Genomic DNA, 17,723 nt, shown 5'->3' on the forward strand with positions numbered 1-17,723 from the left:
TTCGGCCGCTATTCCTGTGTGATGTTCCACTCGCGCACCACGTTCTGGTCCGCGCCCATGGAGTAGATGACATCCCAGATACGCTGGCGCACTTGGGCATCCTGCGTTTCGGACCAGCATGCGCCTATCGGGTGGTCGCTGGAGATCGGGCACCATCGGTATGCGCCCTGCTGCTGGTTCGCGGTGGGCAGCCAATCGATGCGGCTCACGCGCCAGGATCCTTTGACGCCTTTCCTTCCTGCGAATTGGATGCGTGCGGTGACACCTTGGTTGTTCACTATGGTTTCGGCAGACGCGCTTTCAGTAACGGCGTTGCCCAGTCCATAGATGATCCACGTGCCGTTATAGTTCTCGATGGGCTGTGCGCAATGGCATCCGGCGCCGTAGATCACATCGAATGCGCCGGTATCCGCAAGCTCATGCGCCTCAGTGATCTGCCAGGAGTCAGCGTAGTCGATGTATTCCACGACCGAATGCATGGCGATGGCCACGATATCAGCGCCTTGTTCACGCGCCTTGTTGGCCTTATCGACGGCACGCTGAATATCGCTGGCATGATGGGGGTCATCCGTGTCGCGCAGTCGGTCGACGCGCCAGTCGGCATCCGCGACCTGCCCGTTAAGCGACACCGTTCCGGCAATCAAGCCAAGCTTGCCGCCGCCGGTCGGAGAATCGATGACCAACGGCTGCATGGAGTCCTCTTCGGTTTTGTAGGAACCGGTCTGTGCGATGCCGTCGGCCGCCAGCGTATCCCAGAGGCGTGCGATGCCATCCGCACCTTGGTCCCACGAGTGATTAGTCGCATGCGTGCATGCGTTATATCCCACATTGCGAGCGGCATCCGCCACTTCAGGCGGAACATTGAAAATCGGGTAGGCGGAGTATGGACCGCCACGCTGGGCAACCGGGGTCTCGAAATTGCACACGGCGATGTCCGATGCCTGAATGTACTGCTTCATCGGTTCGAAAAGCGGATCGAAGTTGAATGCGGTGCCATCCGTGGCACTGGTATCGACGCCACTGAATTGGTTCCACAGACCAGCATGGAATAGCAAATCGCCATTGACCAGCAATGCGATGCAATCCTGATCCGGGCAGTCCGGTGAATTGCCATGATGTTCAGACACCGGAACCGGAGCATGCTGCGCTTTGCTCAACTCTTTGCTCGTAGCCGTAGCGGAGGCATAATCCTGCTGCGCAGCATTGCGGTGCTGAATACCGAACCACAGTCCGACGCCAAGCGCAATGGCCAATGCGCAAATGAATACGACGACAGCGGCAACGCGCTCACCGCCTGATCGAGCTCCCCTGTGCTGCCCTTGACCTCTGATATGACCCATTGCCTCACCCTCGCACATCGTTGTTGAACTTCTCTCATGGCCAGAATATGACACATTCGGGTCAAATGATGGTCTTTTTTCGCCGTGCCGTTTTTTCGCTGCCGCTAGAATAGCGGATGGAGACGGGCGGACAATGGCGTACCTCCGGCTCCGCTACACGTCGGTTGCCGGCTGCAGCGGATTCGGCTCCGCCCTTTCGTTTACTCCCCACATGGTCCCATACAAGGTATTTCCGCGATTCCAGTTCTTGCCCCATACCTCTGAAACCGGCATTATTCCGCCGTTTTCGGCATAAAAAAAGGGTTTTGCGATTTCTCGCAAAACCCTTGGTGGCGGAGTCAGAGGGATTCGAACCCTCGAGCCGCTTACGCGACTAACACCTTAGCAGGGTGCCCCTATCGGCCACTCAGGCATGACTCCACGTTGCACGTTGAGCGCAACAGCACATTACTGTATCACGAACCGCGGATACGGCGTGCCGCGCGCAGTCATTTTCCTTTCGCTGGCGCCGCATCACCGGAGAAGGTGACAATCACCGCGAAGATGACCAATGCCACGCCAATCAGTTCCCCGACACCTGGAATCTCGCCAATGGCAAGACCCACAACCACTGCCATGGCAGGGTTGATGGACTGCATGACGGAGAATGCGCCAGACGTGGCCCGTCTCAACGTGATCTGCTCCACTATGTACGGGATGAACGAGGCCATAAAGGAAATCACGAACAATAGCGCCAGCAACTTGATCGGCCCGCCTGCCTCCAACGCCCATGTGGCATCGGATTTGGGCCAGATCACATGTTTCACCGCCGGGACGCCCAGGAACAGCGATTGCACGAACCAACCAATGGTCACGGCAATGCATAAATTGTCCAACGAGTTGCCGCCAGCAGCCACACGACGCCCAGTGACAATATACACGCCCCACATCGAGCCGCCGATCAGAATCGCGATCAGACCAACAAGGAAGCTGCCGCTGCCGGCCGGATTGGATAATGAAATGCCGGCAAGCAACACCACGCCGATCGCGGCGATGCCGATGCCCAACCGTTCGCGCCAGCTACGCCCGGTAATCACCGCCACGGATAAAGGCCCAATGAATTCGATGGCCACGGCAATGCCCATATCCATATTGCTGATGGCCACATAAAACATCGTGTTCATCAGCACCAATGCGCATCCGAACAACACCACAAGCCCCCAACTGCGAGCGCTGCGACGAAACAGCCTGTTCCGCTTGGACCGCTGCCAAGGCCTGCGCCAAGCGAGCAGCAGCAGCGTCATGAATCCAACGCGATACCACACGGAATACAACGGATCGAGTTGAGTGAACGCCAGTTTGGCAATGGCCGTGGCCGTATAGATGACCAGCGCCTCGCCAATCACGATAAGCACCACAGGAACACGATTGAGAATACCGACCACTGCCTTCTTCATAGACCTCACGCTACACGCAGAGCCGGGACAGTGCCGCGCTCGCGTGAACTGTGCCACGATGCGAACCCGATGATGGGATTCGGCCATTCATGCACACATAGTGAACACTGTCCAACACATCGTCCAAGACGTTGCGTGGACATAGAATACATGGCATGAGTACTGCACCGAGGCTGGCTGCCGCCAAACGCGATTGGGGTCATGATGAGACCGGCTGCACGGTGCTGCATATCGATATGGATGCGTTTTACGCCTCGCTTGAGGTGGCGAGGCATCCGGAACTCACAGGCAAGCCGGTGATCATCGGCACCGGGCCGCGTTCGGTTGTGTCCGCCGCGAGCTATGAGGCGCGACGTTATGGCATCAATTCGGCCATGCCCTCGGCCCGGGCACGTCAGCTGTGCCCGAACGGTATTTTTCTGCCGGTGGATATGCGCTATTACCGCATGATGTCGCACCGGATCATGCATGAGGTATTCCTGACCGTCACCGACCGCTTTGAGCAGGTCTCGGTGGATGAAGGCTATATGGACGTGTCCGCCGCACTGCTGCAATGGGGCGAGCCAAGCGCAATCGGCGCTTGGATTCGAGAACAGGTCTCGCAACGCTTCCATGTGACATGCTCTGTTGGCATCGCCACCAACAAACTGGTGGCCAAGATGGCCTCCACCAACGCCAAACCGGACGGCATGCTGCTGATTCCCGCGGCCCGGTCCGCTGAATTCGTGCAGATGATGCCGTTGCGCGGCATACCGGGCATCGGCCCTTCGCTGGAGAAGCGGTTGAACGCCTGGGGTGTGGCTTCAGTGGCTGAGCTGGCCAGCATGGATGAAACGTCCCTGGCCCGCGCCACGGGGTCCACAGCTGTGGCGCGTGGATTATGGGCGGCCTCCCATGGATTGGATGCACGTCAGGTCACCCCGGTACGCGAGGAGAAATCCATTGGTTCGGAGCGCACGCTGATGCAGGATACGCGCAATATGCGTGTGGTGTGCGATCTGCTGCGTTCGGCCTGCGATGAGGTGGCCTGCACATTGCGGCGCAAGGGATTGGTGGCTCGCACGCTTACGGTCAAGCTACGGTTTGCCGATCTGAGCTATCAGACTCGATCGTTCACTATGGAGCGCCCGACCAATACGGCAGGTGTGCTGTATCCCGAATCCGTCAAGCAGTTGAAAATCATGCTGGGCATGCCGCTTGCCGTCGGGGCGGATACCCAGCTGCCGAAACTGATCCGACTAGCGGGCATGAGCGCATCGTCGTTGAGTGACGCCGCGTCCACTGCCGTGCAGCCTTCTCTGGACGACATGCTTGAGGAAACCATTGATACGCACGGCAGCACGGCGCAGGCACGCCGGCATGATGCCGAGGCCGCGCTTGATGCGGTTCGCCGCAAATTCGGCAGCAGCGCGGCTCGTCTAGGCGCGTAGACGAACGCACGCCTCCCGGATGGCTTCATCGGTGGCGGTGGCGGAGAAACGCAGGTATGCAGGAGCGCCATAGAACTCGCCAGGGCTTGGAATGATGCCGATTTCGGCGAGCTTGGCCATATCGGTCCAGCAATCGTCGGACTTGGCCCGCACCCACACATACAGCGCGCCGGCAGGCATGCGAACGGAATCATACCCATAGGCCTTCAGCGCCTCGACCAGCGCAGTCAAACGGTTACGATAGCGAGTCCACTGCTGATGCACGGCAGCGGTATCGCGCAGGCCTGCGGCCATGGCCGCCTGCACCGGTCCGGGGATGATCTCGCCAATCTGCTTGCGGTATTCGCTCATCTCGCGCACCAGACGGTAGTCACCGGCGATCAGAGCCGTACGGTAACCGGCCATATTCGACTGTTTGGAAAGCGAATACAGCACCAGAATGCCGTCTGCAGACCCCTCACAGACCTGCGGGCTCAATGCGCACGGCGTAGCGGACAGCATGAAGGAACGGTCCGCGGCAGCGGGTTCATTGGATTCCAGCTCCCCGTTTATGGAAGCGCCAGCGGCCGAACGCGCCGAGCGCCAGTCCATCAATGCATAGCATTCATCCGAAAGCACGACGGCGCCAATGCGACGTGCGGCAGCGATGATGCCGGCAAGCCAATCAGCTCCGATGACCTCACCGGTGGGATTGCATGGAGAGTTGACCCAGATGGCCTTGACGTTCGGCACGTCGGCCCAGGAGTCCACATCGGTCACGTCATCGACCTTGAGCACGGTGGCCCCGGCCAGCTGGGTGCCGATTTCGTAGGTCGGGTAGGATACGCGCGGCTGCACCACCACATCTCCGGGACCGAGATGCAGCAGACTGGCCATAAGCGCCACGGCTTCCTTGGAGCCGACTGTGGGCACGGCAGCTGCGTTGATGGACTTCAAGTCCACACCGCGCATGACGCGGAACCAATCATCGATGGCATCTTTCAGGTCTGCGGTACCGGCGGTGACCGGATAGCCATGCGCATTGGAAGCATCCGCCGCGGCAATGAGCGCCTGCTGCACGCTGGAAGGCACAGGGTCCACGGGAGAGCCGACCGATAAATCAATCATGCCGCCGGGCACGGTTTTGGCTGTGGCCTTATAACCGGCGATGCGAGACCAATCGTACGGGGAGGAGTATGCGTGGAAGCCCATAGAAACCCTTTCTTCACAGTGCTGTTCCTAAGATACGACGAACCCCCGGCCAGTGCGGTCGGGGGTTCGAGATGCGCAAATCAGCATGCACTCAATACATCACTGAAATTCACTGATTCTGCGGGGGTAGAGCTGCCACCTGTTCGGGATCCTTACCAATCGGGCCGTGGGCGGAAGCACCACCCAGATCGCCGACTTCAGCGAAGAAGCTCACAGCGGCGTCCTTGTACCAAGCCCACTCATCCGGCAGATCATCCTCATAGAAGATGGCTTCGGTGGGGCACACCGGCTCGCATGCGCCGCAGTCAACGCATTCGTTCGGATTGATGTACAGAGAACGAGAGCCTTCGTAGATGCAGTCGACCGGGCACTCGTCCACACAGGCCTTGTCCTTGACATCCACGCAAGGCTGCGCAACAACGTATGGCATGGAATCCTCCTTGGAAATAACGCTGTGTCAATTCTAGGCTCGCGACCGGACGCTTTGACACGGCGTCAGCACGCGTTTCAACGAGCGTGTCAGCCGTTGATGGCCTTATCGGTTTCGGCGGAAAGCTTCTCGGTCAGGTCACCGGTTCCCAGACGCGCATGCCAATAACCGTAGCCGAAGTAAATGGCGAAGCCGACCACCAGCCACACGATGAAACGAATCCAGGTGAGCACGGTGAGGTTCAGCATGAGCCACAGGTTCGCCAGGCCAATCACAATCGGCACCCACGGGTTGCCCGGAATCTTGAAGGCACGCGGCAGATCAGGGCGCTTCTTACGCATGATCGGAATGGAGATGGCCACCAGCGTGAAGGCGGACAGCGTGCCGATGTTCACCATGTCGGAGAGCACGCCGATGTCGAACAGGGCAGCGACCAGTGCCACCACAACGCCCACGGCGATCTGCAGGCCTGCCGGAGTGCCATGCTTACCGGTCTTGGACAGGCTGCGAGGCAGCAGGCCGTCACGACTCATAGCGAAGACGATACGAGTCAGGCCGAGCAACAGCACCATCACCACGGTGGCGAGGCCCAGCACGATACCGAAGCTGATGATCTTGGCCGCCCAATTGGCGCCGACCAGCTCGAACGCGGTGGCGAGCGACGGGCTATCCTGCTGGGCGAGCTCCTTGTAGGAGACCATGCCGGTGGTCACGATGGCCACGAGCATGTACATGATGATGATCAGGGCCATGCCCACGCCGATACCCAGCGGCACGTTCTTGTGCGGATCCTTGGTCTCCTCGGAGGCAGTGGCCACTACGTCGAAGCCGATGAACGCAAAGAACACGAGCGCCGCACCCGAGAGGATGCCCGGCACGCCATAGATGGACGGCACCATGCCGGTGGCCCACTGCCACAACGGCTGGCCCATCACACCGGAGACGGCCGTGGAGCTCTGCACCGAGGAGGCCGGCTCGGCCGGCGGAATGAACGGCGTGAAGTTGGAGGCCTTGACGTAGAAGAAACCGACGATCACCACGAAGAACACGATGGCAATCTTGAGCACGGTCATCGCGCCATCCACACGGGCGCCGATCTTGGTGCCGAAGACGAGCAGGGTGGTGAAGAACGCCACGATGATGATCGGCGCCACATCGATGTGGAAGGAGCCGAAGGTCAGGTTGGTGTTGGCGTTCCAGCCCATCAGGCGCATGAAGTCGTTGAGGTACACGCCCCAGTACTTGGAAATCACGGAACCGGCCATGAGCATTTCCAGAATCAGATCCCAGCCGATGATCCATGCCATCAGTTCGCCCACCGTGGTGTAGGTGAAGGTGTAGGCGGAGCCGGCCACCGGAATCATCGACGCGAATTCGGCGTAGCACATCACGGCCGCACCGCACACGATGCCGGCGATCAGGAAGCTGATGATCACGGCTGGCCCGGCATGGAAGGCGGCCGCCTGAGCACCCACGGAGAAGATGCCGGCGCCGACAGCGACGGCGACGCCCATAATGGACAGATCCCACCAAGTCAGGTTGCGCTTGAGCTTGCGGCCCTCTTCACCTGTTTCGGCAATGGTCTGTTCGACGGATTTCGTACGGAACAGTTGCATAAAGCCTTCTCTTTTCTCTAGAGCGCACCTGAGCACGCAAAAAACATCGAGAAACGAGTATAGAAGAGGCCGTGTGACTTGTCTATTACCTATCGGTAACTTCCATGACACCTACTTGCCCAGCACGCCCACGCACACCGGTTCGGGAATCAGCTCGATGCCGAACGCGTCGCGCACATGCTGCTGAACCGCGCGAGCGAGCTGCTCGATATCCTTGGCCGTCGCCTTCCCTCGATTGGTGAGCGCCAATGTATGCTGTGTGGACAGGCTGGCCGGCGCATCGGAAGCGATGGCGAATCCCTTGTGGCAGCCGGCATGGTCAATCAGCCATGCGGCGGAAGTCTTGATGCCCGGTTCGCCGCTCGGCAAGGTCGCATCGAATCGAGGCGCATCCTCAGGCAGGTTTTTCGCCTGATCGACCGGCAAAATCGGATTCATAAAGAACGAACCACAACTGTGGCGATTGTAGTCGGGGGCGGGCAAACCATCTTCGGTTGGATTGGCGCCGGCCGCCTCGTTGAGCGTCTCCAAACGGCGAAGGTCAGCCAGAATATTATGCTCACGCTTGGCATCGGCCATCGCCGGCAATGCATATCGGGTGGGATCCTCGAGCATGCCCTTGGCCGCACGCACGTTGAGCACCGCTTCGCGGATTTCCTCGGTGGACATGCGATCACCGACCTCAACGCCCAGAGCCCTGGCAAGCTGACCATACCCCACCGTGCCTTGTGCGGAGTGAGTGAGCGCGAATGTCACCGAGAGCACCACATAACGCGGGGTCGGGAAGAATTCGGCGGCCGGAACGCCTGGAGCCTGGTACATGCTGGCTTTGAGCGCGGAGTAACGGTAGCCGAAATGAAAATCCTCAGGCGTCAGGTCACGCGTGGTCTTGGTCTTGCGATCCCAAACCTCCACTGATTCCACCGAGGTGGCCACTTCCTGGCCGTAAGCTCCAATATTCTGCACCACGGACGCGCCTACCGTGCCGGGGATGCCGGAAAGACCTTCAACGCCCTCGAGCCCGATTTCCACGGTGAAAGCCACGAAATCATCCCAGTTGGCACCAGCCTCCGCATTCACATGAACGGTACGGTCCTGACCTTCCACCGGCGCGGCCTCATCCGGCACAGTGATGAGTTTGCGAGCGTCACGCACCACCACACCGTTGAATGGCTCGTCGGCGATAAGCATATTCGAGCCTCCGCCGATCACCACCAGCGGCAGGCCCTTGGAATCGGCGTCCTCCACGGCCTCAATCAGGCCGACACGCGTGGTTGGTTCAATGAAATGGGCGATTTCGCCGCCCACGCCCATAGTGGTGATATCCGCAAAGCTAGTCATGGTTCTCTATCCTAGTGGGAATAGGCTTAAGTTGAAATACGGGCCGGAATGGACGTTTTTCGACTCTTGAATGACCGATTTGGCGCTTCGAATCGTCAGAAACGTCCATTTCAGCCCGTAATCGGTGACAGATATGAAAAAACCCAGCCACATGGACTGGGTTTTGAAGCTTGATACCGTGCGATCAACGAGTCTCGCGGTGCACGGTCTGCTTGCCGCAGCGCGGGCAGAACTTCTTGAGCTCAAGACGATCTGGGGTGTTACGACGGTTCTTCGTCGTAATGTAGTTGCGCTCCTTGCACTCGGTGCAGGCCAGCGTGATGCCCGGACGGATGTCGGCGCTCTTAGCCATTCTCATTCACCTCTGTGTTTACTAGGTATAATATGCGCCCACCGGTTAGCGGGCGCAGTTTGTAGCGAGGAAGAGGCTCGAACTCTTGACCTTACGATTATGAGTCGTACGCTCTAGCCAGCTGAGCTACCCCGCCAGAGAGCCCCGAGTGAGAATTGGACTCACGACCTCTTCCTTACCAAGGAAGTGCTCTACCACTGAGCTATCGGGGCGTGGCGGATAGTGGATTCGAACCACTGAAGCACGAAGCGGCTGATTTACAGTCAGCTCCCTTTGACCGCTTGGGAAATCCGCCAGTCTGTTTCCCGCTGCGGTGTTCGACCTCAACAGGCAACTCGGATATATAAACACATCCAGCGGACTCACGCAACTTTAGGTGCACTTCCGGCGTGTCGCAACAGCCTCCACTATCCGTTACATAACTGGTTTTCCCTGGAATTCCCAAGAGGGCCAGTTAGAAACCAGCGGCCTTAAGCTTGGCACACACGTCGATGACCAGGTCGTTGGCCTCCACCTCACCAATGGAGATACGGATGCCCTCACCGGAGAAGACGCGCGTGGACAGTCCCGCGGCCAGGAACTGGGCGGCAGCTTCGTCGGTCTTCTCCCCCAGAGGCAGCCAGAAGAAGTTCGCATATGGCTCCGGGAATTCCCATCCTTGATCCTTCAGCGCCGCCACCACACGGTTGCGTTCGGAGATGATCGACTTCACACGGTCGGTCAGCTCATCGTAGGCATTGAGGCTGGCGAGCGCGGCAGTTTGCGCCACATCGGTCACGCCGAACGGCAATGCCACCTTACGCATGCCGTCGATCACATCCTCCGGGGCGATGCCGTAACCGATACGCAGGCCGGCCAGGCCGTAGGCCTTGGAGAAGGTGTGGGCCACCACCACGTTCGGGAATTCACGGAAGAGGTCCATGGCCACGGAGGTATCGGCATCCGTGTTGAACTGGAAGTAGGCTTCGTCGAACAGCACCAGCACGTCGGAAGGCACGGCCTCTATAAGGCGGTGGGCGTCGGCTGCGGCCACGGAGGTGGAGGTCGGGTTGTTCGGATTGTTGACAATCACCAAACGGGTCTTCTCGTTGACCGCATTGATCAGACCGTCGATGTCATGCGAGCCGTCCGGCAGGTTCGGCACCTGCACACTGGTGGCTCCAGCACCAGCCACGATGATCGGATAAGCCTCGAAGCTGCGCCACGGATAGACGACTTCGTCGCCGGGGCCGGCCACGAGCTGCACCAGCTGGGTGATAACTTCGGTGGATCCGCAGCCGAGCACGATGTTCTCCGGCTTGACGCCGATCTCCTCGGCCAGGCGCTCCACCACAGCCCAACCACGCATATCCGGGTAACGATTGAGATGCGGCAACGCATGGCCTTCAATGGCCTTGACCACACTGGGCAGCGGGTCGAAAGCACTCTCATTGCTGGAAATCTTAAACGAACGCTGGCCTTCCACCTTGGGGGCCGGCTTGCCCTGTTTGTAGGAGGGGATGGTGTCGATGATGCTGCGATGTTTGAAACTCATGGCCCTATCCTATACCGTTTTTCTTATACAGTGCTCAAAAAGCCCGAATTTGCGCGGTTTTCAGCTGATCGGGCATGCTTGCGCATCAATGCCGGCTGCTGGCATGCTGGGGTACATGACTTCTGATCTGGTACATCACGGCAAATCCTTCGACGGCAAGCCCTTGGGGTTCGGCACGCTGTCCATCCATCTCGGCAATGGTGTCGACGCCGAAACCGGCGCCATCCGCCGCCCTATCACGCTCGCCAACGCCTATGCGCTTCCCTACGACCCGTCCGATATCAACTGGTCCAGCTCGGATGTGAATCTCTACACCCGCAACGGCCACCCGAACCAGCGGTATCTGGAGGAGAAGCTCGCCCGCTTGGAAGGCTCCGAAGACGCGGTGGTGCTCGCCTCCGGCGTGGCCGCTCTTTCCGCCACCTTCACCACGTTCCTCAACCGCGGGGACCATGCGATCTTCTCCGATACCACCTATATTGCGGCTTACCGTCTGCTGAACCAGATTTTGCCGGAGAAATATGGCATCGAGACCTCGATCGTAGATACCTCCGACCCACAGAACGTCGCCGCCGCGCTGCGTCCGAACACCAAGCTCGTGCATATCGAGACGCCGGCCAATCCGACGCTCAAGGTCTCCGACATCAAGGCGATTGCCGATCTGGTGCACGAACACGGCAAGAAGACCGGTGTCGAGACCTTGGTCAGCGTGGATAACACGTTCAATACGCCGTACAATGTGCGACCGCTTGATTTGGGGGCGGATATCGTCATCGAGTCGCTCACCAAATACATCAATGGCCATGGCGACGCACTGGGTGGCGTCATCGCCACCACGAAGGCGCGCACCGACGAGATTCGATTCACCGCACAGGTGAACTTCGGCGGCATCATCTCACCGTTCAACGCCTGGCTCATCAACCGCGGATCGGTGACGCTACCGCTGCGCATCCGCCAGCATAACGCTTCGGCTCTGGCCATCGCCAAGCACCTGGAGTCGATTCCCTCGGTGCGGTTCGTGGCCTATCCTGGCCTGGAATCGCATCCGCATCATGATGTCGCGGTGAGCCAGCTCGCCCGCCCTGACTCCGGTTTCGGCGGTGTGCTCTCATTCGGCTTGGACACCGACCATGACGGCCACAACCGCTTCGTCTCCAAGCTCAATGTGATCACCTCCGCGGTTTCCTTGGGCCATGATGAATCGCTGATCGTCTTCTTGGGCGAAGATGACGAGCGCCAGTACCTCTATCCGCCGGAGTTCCACCGCGGATTCTTCCGCCTGGCAATCGGCTTGGAGGATACCGACGATCTGATCCGCGACATTGATCACGCGCTGGTCGCGGCCGGCTTCGCAGTGTGAGCCCCATCCGAAGAGCACATCCGCGCGTTGAGCAACGTCACCGTTGGGACGCCGTCAGGCTCCAGAACGACTGCAATTGGTCGGCAAGTCCATCCACAGACTTGGGCGCGCCACCGAAGGCAGATGCGGTGACGTTGCGCGCGATGGCACGTATAGCATCGCCACAATCGGGGTATTGGCACGCGATGGCTTCGGCAATGTCCAAATCCGTATCGGCGGGTGCCGGCCTGGCCGGCTTCGCAGTCCGACGTATCTCGTGCCACGCTGCCTGCCATGCCGCTGAAGTCAGTCGATAATTGTCCGGATCGGCTTCCGCCCGACCTATCACGGCCAGCACATGCCTGCGCCTCAGCCAACGCCATAGTCGCGACATGCCGAAACCGGCACCAATTACTGCCAGTACCAGCGCGGCGACGACCACAACGCGCAGCCATATCGGTCTGGCCACCAACCAATCAACTGTTTGGGTCCAGATGTTTCCAGAGGCATTGGCAACGGTATCGACAGCCAGCTGCTTGTCGGCATTATTGGTGGCATCAGAGGATTGAGCATTGCCGGTGTCGTTGTTTTCAGTGGATTGTTCGAATGAGTTTGAATCCGGGGAAATCGTCGTCTCCGGAGCATTGGCGTCGCTCGAAGAGCCGGCGGTGTCGGAAGTGGAATCAGCGCTCGAAGAGGCCGATCCATTTTCAGCGGTGGCGGGTGTCACATCAAACGGCACCCAGCCCACGCCATCCAGATAGGCTTCCACCCATGCATGCAATTGTTTGGATTGCACAGCGAAGAAGCCGTCTTTGTTGCGAGGCTCCACACCGGCGTTGTACCCAATCACGATGCGTGTGGGGATACCCAATGCGCGGCCAAGCACAGCGAGCGCCGAAGCGTAATGCTGGCAATAGCCCGTGTGCCCGTTTGCCGGATCGAGGAAATCGTCGATGACTTCCAGATTGTCCCGCCCATCGCCATCCGGGGCGTTGAGCGAATACGTGAAGTGATTATCTGGATTGGTGAAATATTCCACAAGCCAGCGCATCGCGCGCGCCTGATCGTCGTAACTGGAACTGGTGATGGATATTCCTGCCGCCTGAGCCTGCTGAATCACGGCACGAATGTTGACCGGCAGCTGCTTGGGCAGGGACGTGTACCGGCTTTCATGCGCACGTTCGTCGCTGCGCTCCACATACTGTTTCAATCGTTCAGTGATTGGATTGCTGACGTCGCTATCGCTGCCGGGCATCATCGTATAGCCGGAAAGCCCCGGGTCCGCGCTTTCTAATGTGGCAATGGCTTGGCGGTCCCACAATTCCTGGCCATAGAATGTGGTGGCGCCACCACCCACAGCCTGACCGCCTGTATCAGTAATGGGCATGGCGAGCACAAGGATATTTGGTGCGCCTACACCAATGACATAATCATCTCGTCCAAACCCCAGTTGATTAACTACGGTATCGTCAAAAACAATGCCGCTCGGCATACTGATGTATGCACCGTCAGCGGTTCGCGTCTCTCCGCCGCCATCACTGGCTTTGCCCAGATACCAACCCGACGGTCCGATCACCGAGCCGTCATCATTGATGGCGGCACTGATAATCAGCGTATCGTCTTGGATACTGGCAAGCCCAGTATCGGCAAGGTTGCGGCGAGCCTGATACCACGCGTTCTTTTCCTCTTCCCCGGCTGCGGCCTTGGTGCCAATCAGACTGTTTTTCGCGTCCGCGATGACGGAAAGCTTGCTGAACCCGCTTGAATTGGTAATGGGGTCAATGTCCGCTCCGAACACGGTGTACGAGGTGTCCGCCGAGGTGCCGGATGTGCGGTTGTATACCGTGCCATCCTGATACATCAGCCAGTCATCGCCGGCGCCTTCCACATAGGAGGCCATGCCGGGCACTGGGAGAAAACGGGATTTGAGCGTGTCGATACGCACGGTGGCATTCACCATGAACTGTTCGAGCGTGTTCTGGTTGGAGGTGGCCACCATGTAGCCGTCGTACCCTAGGGAATACATGTACATGCTTAAAGGGTTCATGCCGCGACGCTGTTCGCGGGTGAGCTCGTCTTCGCTGTTGCGGCCGAGCTGGATGCCCGAACCGTACAAGCCGGCATCGAGCGCGAGCTCGCGATCATAGCCCCAGGAGTCGCCGTCGAAGTTATCCAGTGTGGTCAGGCGCAGATAACTGCGTTTATACGCCTGATAGGTCAGCACGGTGATATCCGAGCCGGATTCGATGTTGCGATTCAGATCGATCATCGGGCTGACGGTGTTCGAGGTGAACATGCCACCGCCTTCGCCGATGGAGAGCGGCACCCGATAGGCCAACGCGGAGGCCGATGCGGTAAGCGGCAAAGTGACGGCAGCGGCGAGTATGGCGGCAAACAACGGCGTGAGTCTCAAGGCGTTGAGCCGAGCATCGCTCGCAAGAGATGGCCATGCCGCGTGAATACGTAGCGACTTCGCTGCGGCAACATTGCCACTGACGCCCCATACAGAAGCCTTATGGCCAGACCAGCCGGCACCTAGCACGGCATCAGGGCGAGCGCGTTCAGGATGCGCCGACCAGAGCAGCAGGGGGAAAGCCACGACGACGGCCCCTATGGCCCATAGTGGCGCCGTATGGCCGGCAAGTGCGTAATCCGCAGCCAATGCCGCAACCGGCAACACAGCCATAACCGGTTGGGCCGCCCGCCAAATCAACACGAAACGAATAAGCAGCGCCGCTGCGGCAATGAGCAACAGCAGAAACAGGTCCGCATGCCCCACGACCTTGAGCGGCGGCAATTGCAGATTCAGCGAGTTGAAGCCGCTGGCCACGGTGCCGGTGTACAGACTCCACGAATCAGCGAGGTTTGCAGCCAGACCGCCCCGTGACCAGATCGGAGCCAATAGGTCTTTGAGATGCACGATGGAGAGCACAGCGACGACTAGCACTTCCACCATGGCAAAGGCGGTGATTCTGAACGCGTCCACAACCCATCGCGGGCGATGAACACGCGTCGCCAGGCGCGCACTCGAAATAGCGCTTCCGGCGGCGATCACCGCGAAGAGGGAGGCGGCGAACCAAATCCACATGCCCGCTGGAGCGATAAGACCCGTAAGCGCGTTGAGAGCAACGGAGAAGGAGATGAGCAGCGGGAGGCAGCCCCTTGTAGAGGAGAAGGCCTCGTTTGGAACCGTTTTCTTCGGAGCGAACTCCACTGCAAGGGGCTGCACTTCCGTCGCATCTACCACCAGCGACGGCCCTTGGGCGGCAAGGCGACGGACGGCTGCTTCACGTACGCGCACCGACATCGGCTCCGCCGGGCATACCGCCGCCAGGAATCGCTCGACATTGTCGATACCCTCATGAATTTGAACGCCATCGGTAACCACAATGCGCTGTCCGCGTTTTCCCGCCGCACGCACGATCGGCAACACGGAAGCCACCTGAACATCAAGCTGTCGGGCACTCGCATCGGTGTGCATCACCACGATGATTGCAGGACGGGCATCGCGCCCGGTTTCACGCGTCATCAATTCACCGCGGCGGGCCGTATGCTTCCATGAAATCAGCTTCAGCGGGTCGCCAGGGGCATAGGTGCGAACGCCGCCGGATTGCTCCTGATGGCTGTTGCCGGCCTGCCGCATATCGGCTGCGACGCCGACAGTATCGGCAACGGTGTTGATCTGCGGCAATATCAGGGTCTCGTCTGAGGCCGGCATGATTTTGGTCGCCGTGAACAGGCCCAATGGCGCGACCCAACGCACCGCCGTACTCAGCGTTACATAGCGTCCGCGTCGGCCCGCAGGCGGATCGCCGACCAGACACTCCACCATATGTCCGAATTGGTCCCGTTGCTCGATCTGCTTTCGATAGCTCGGGCGCCCGATGGCCAGCAGACCAAACCATTGCAGCAGCACCATCACCAATGAGCACACGAACAGCACCACTATGGCAATGGTCGCATCCATCAGCATCCGCTCGTCGAGCAGCAAACCGCCGAAGCAGCTTGCGCCGCCTGCACCCAACAATATGAGCCCGCCAACCGTAGGACGAATCAATCCGTGCCGACGATGATGCTGCCGTTGGAATCGTTTGCTCATGGCCATGATCATGCGCGCCTTTATGCGCGAGGCGCAGGGGTGCCGGACACGATATCCGCGATAATCTGCCGAGCACGGTTCATATCGCCGGAGCCAAAGCCGGCATCATCCAGCACCAGTCGATGGGCGAGCACCGGCTCGGCAAGCGCCTGTACATCATCCGGCAGCACATAGTCCCGACCCGCGATATAGGCGCGGGCACGGGCCATGGCCGCCAAATGCAAGCTGGCACGCGGAGAAGCACCGAAGCGCACACCCTCATGCTCCCGTGTGGCGCGGGTAATCGAAACCAGATAATCGGCGACCGTCTTGGCGACGGCCACCTTGCGCACCGCCTCCCGTATGGCGTTGGCTTCATGCGCGCCGCACACCTGACTGACTCGGTCAAGCGGATTGGACCAATCAGCGGAGGTCAGCATGGCCGCTTCGGCTTTGGCGGAGGGGTACCCGAAACCCGTGCAGGCCATGAAACGATCAAGCTGCGCTTCAGGAAGCGGATACGTGCCCTCAAGCTCAATGGGATTTTGGGTGGCGATGACGAAGTATGGATTGGGCAGCGAGTGGCTGTGCCCATCGACGCTGATCTGCCCCTCGTTCATGGCCTCCAACATCGCCGACTGGGTTTTCGGGTTCGCACGGTTGATTTCATCGGCTATGACGATATTCGCGAACAGCGGGCCGGGATGGAATTCGAAATCATGGGAGTCCTGCGAATAGATGCTGACGCCGGTCAGATCGCTGGGCAGCAGATCGGGGGTGAACTGAATGCGGCTGGCAACCCCGCCGATGGCCTGGCTCATGGCACGGGCAAGTGTGGTTTTCCCTACGCCAGGCACGTCTTCGAGCAGCAGGTGGCCACCTGCCGCGAACGTGGTGATTACCAAGTCGATGACCTCGCGAGAACTGGACAGCGCGGATTCAAGCATATCGGCGATGCGAACGAGCGCATCCGGCGTGACTGACGTTGCAACAGACTCAGCGTGCGGCATTGCAGGCACAGTGGCAACCGATTCGAAGGTGGGAGCGGTAGCGGTCATAGACAGCCTCTTTCATAGGGACTTCACCGCTTCCCAGTGTACGTGCGCCGTCTGTACTGGCCCAAATACGCTGTGAGCATGGTCGGCCATACCTGCGCCTCCCCTACTCAGCAAACGTACGCTTACACCGGCTCAGTGTGCGTTTGCTGAGGTAATTGGGCATGAAAAATCCCGGCCGTTCGAGGAAGAACAACCGGGATTGATAAGCGTTATTCACGCAGCGTCTCAGCCAAGGATGGCCAGCACGTCACGAGCGCCGATGATGAGGTAATCCTCACCCTCGTAGTGCACTTCGGTGCCGCCGTACTTGGAGTACAGCACCTTGTCGCCGACCTTGACGTCCATCGGGATACGCTCGCCCTTGTCGTCACGACGGCCCGGGCCAACGGCCAGCACTTCACCCTGCTGCGGCTTCTCCTTGGCATTGTCCGGAATGTACAGGCCGGATGCGGTCTGGGTCTGGGCTTCTGCCTGCTTGACGATGATCTTGTCTTCCAACGGTGTGAGCTTAATCGACACTGTGGGTCACCTCGTATCTGCTTGTAGTTCAGTTCGATAATGCCGCGCCAGAACGC

Annotated in this window: 13 protein-coding genes and 4 tRNA genes; 2 read left to right on the forward strand and 15 right to left on the reverse strand. The window is 59.4% G+C overall.

Annotated features, from left to right (window positions below; genetic code table 11):
- Positions 1-8: 8 nt before the first annotated feature.
- The 3 genes from F7D08_RS01535 to F7D08_RS01545 form a co-directional block, all read right to left on the reverse strand.
- Positions 9-1,340 (reverse strand): CapA family protein, encoded by a 1,332-nt coding sequence (locus F7D08_RS01535; RefSeq protein ID WP_152208961.1) that lies wholly within the window; start codon positions 1,338-1,340, stop codon positions 9-11.
- 330 nt (positions 1,341-1,670) lie between these two features.
- Positions 1,671-1,760, reverse strand: a tRNA-Ser gene (locus F7D08_RS01540).
- 68 nt (positions 1,761-1,828) lie between these two features.
- Positions 1,829-2,776: an EamA family transporter gene (locus F7D08_RS01545; protein WP_152208962.1), complete on the reverse strand. Its 948-nt coding sequence runs from the start codon at positions 2,774-2,776 to the stop codon at positions 1,829-1,831.
- A gap of 155 nt (positions 2,777-2,931) precedes the next feature.
- On the opposite strand from F7D08_RS01545, the gene dinB reads away from it, so the two are divergent.
- Positions 2,932-4,206 (forward strand): DNA polymerase IV, encoded by a 1,275-nt coding sequence (gene dinB / locus F7D08_RS01550; RefSeq protein WP_152208963.1) that lies wholly within the window; start codon positions 2,932-2,934, stop codon positions 4,204-4,206.
- On the opposite strand, the gene dapC is transcribed toward dinB, so the two are convergent.
- The 9 genes from dapC to F7D08_RS01595 form a co-directional block, all read right to left on the reverse strand.
- Positions 4,195-5,397 (reverse strand): succinyldiaminopimelate transaminase, encoded by a 1,203-nt coding sequence (dapC, locus tag F7D08_RS01555; protein WP_152208964.1) that lies wholly within the window; start codon positions 5,395-5,397, stop codon positions 4,195-4,197. The genes dinB and dapC overlap by 12 nt on opposite strands.
- Positions 5,398-5,506: 109 nt before the next feature.
- Positions 5,507-5,827 carry a ferredoxin gene (gene fdxA, locus F7D08_RS01560; RefSeq protein WP_100493441.1) on the reverse strand — a complete coding sequence of 107 codons (321 nt, stop codon included), beginning with the start codon at positions 5,825-5,827 and terminating at the stop codon, positions 5,507-5,509.
- Positions 5,828-5,916: 89 nt separating this feature from the next.
- Positions 5,917-7,443: an amino acid permease gene (locus F7D08_RS01565; RefSeq protein WP_152208965.1), complete on the reverse strand. Its 1,527-nt coding sequence runs from the start codon at positions 7,441-7,443 to the stop codon at positions 5,917-5,919.
- Between the two features lie 111 nt (positions 7,444-7,554).
- The gene (locus F7D08_RS01570) at positions 7,555-8,784 is read right to left on the reverse strand and encodes a UDP-N-acetylmuramate dehydrogenase (protein ID WP_152208966.1); all 1,230 of its coding nucleotides are present in this window, start codon (positions 8,782-8,784) and stop codon (positions 7,555-7,557) included.
- A 184-nt stretch (positions 8,785-8,968) separates the two neighbouring features.
- On the reverse strand, positions 8,969-9,136 hold the full coding sequence (rpmG, locus tag F7D08_RS01575; protein WP_007053013.1) for a 50S ribosomal protein L33: 168 nt from the start codon (positions 9,134-9,136) through the stop codon (positions 8,969-8,971).
- A 62-nt stretch (positions 9,137-9,198) separates the two neighbouring features.
- A tRNA-Met gene (locus F7D08_RS01580) sits at positions 9,199-9,272 on the reverse strand.
- A gap of 4 nt (positions 9,273-9,276) precedes the next feature.
- Positions 9,277-9,348, reverse strand: a tRNA-Thr gene (locus tag F7D08_RS01585).
- Position 9,349: 1 nt separating this feature from the next.
- Positions 9,350-9,431, reverse strand: a tRNA-Tyr gene (locus F7D08_RS01590).
- 159 nt (positions 9,432-9,590) lie between these two features.
- Positions 9,591-10,670: a histidinol-phosphate transaminase gene (locus F7D08_RS01595; RefSeq protein ID WP_152208967.1), complete on the reverse strand. Its 1,080-nt coding sequence runs from the start codon at positions 10,668-10,670 to the stop codon at positions 9,591-9,593.
- A gap of 115 nt (positions 10,671-10,785) precedes the next feature.
- On the opposite strand from F7D08_RS01595, the gene F7D08_RS01600 reads away from it, so the two are divergent.
- The gene (locus F7D08_RS01600) at positions 10,786-12,030 is read left to right on the forward strand and encodes a trans-sulfuration enzyme family protein (protein WP_152208968.1); all 1,245 of its coding nucleotides are present in this window, start codon (positions 10,786-10,788) and stop codon (positions 12,028-12,030) included.
- A 37-nt stretch (positions 12,031-12,067) separates the two neighbouring features.
- Here F7D08_RS01600 and F7D08_RS01605 read toward each other — a convergent pair whose 3' ends face one another.
- The 3 genes from F7D08_RS01605 to groES form a co-directional block, all read right to left on the reverse strand.
- A complete protein-coding gene (locus tag F7D08_RS01605) occupies positions 12,068-16,117 on the reverse strand; it encodes a transglutaminaseTgpA domain-containing protein (protein ID WP_193316134.1) in 4,050 nt (1,349 codons plus the stop codon).
- 14 nt (positions 16,118-16,131) lie between these two features.
- Entirely contained in the window at positions 16,132-17,148 is a 1,017-nt protein-coding gene (locus F7D08_RS01610) for an AAA family ATPase (protein ID WP_152208970.1), read from the reverse strand.
- Positions 17,149-17,373: 225 nt separating this feature from the next.
- Positions 17,374-17,667: a co-chaperone GroES gene (groES, locus tag F7D08_RS01615; protein WP_033890546.1), complete on the reverse strand. Its 294-nt coding sequence runs from the start codon at positions 17,665-17,667 to the stop codon at positions 17,374-17,376.
- Positions 17,668-17,723: the final 56 nt, after the last annotated feature.

Origin of the sequence: Bifidobacterium cebidarum, assembly GCF_009193305.1 — a bacterium.
In the GTDB taxonomy this organism is placed as follows: domain Bacteria; phylum Actinomycetota; class Actinomycetes; order Actinomycetales; family Bifidobacteriaceae; genus Bifidobacterium; species Bifidobacterium cebidarum.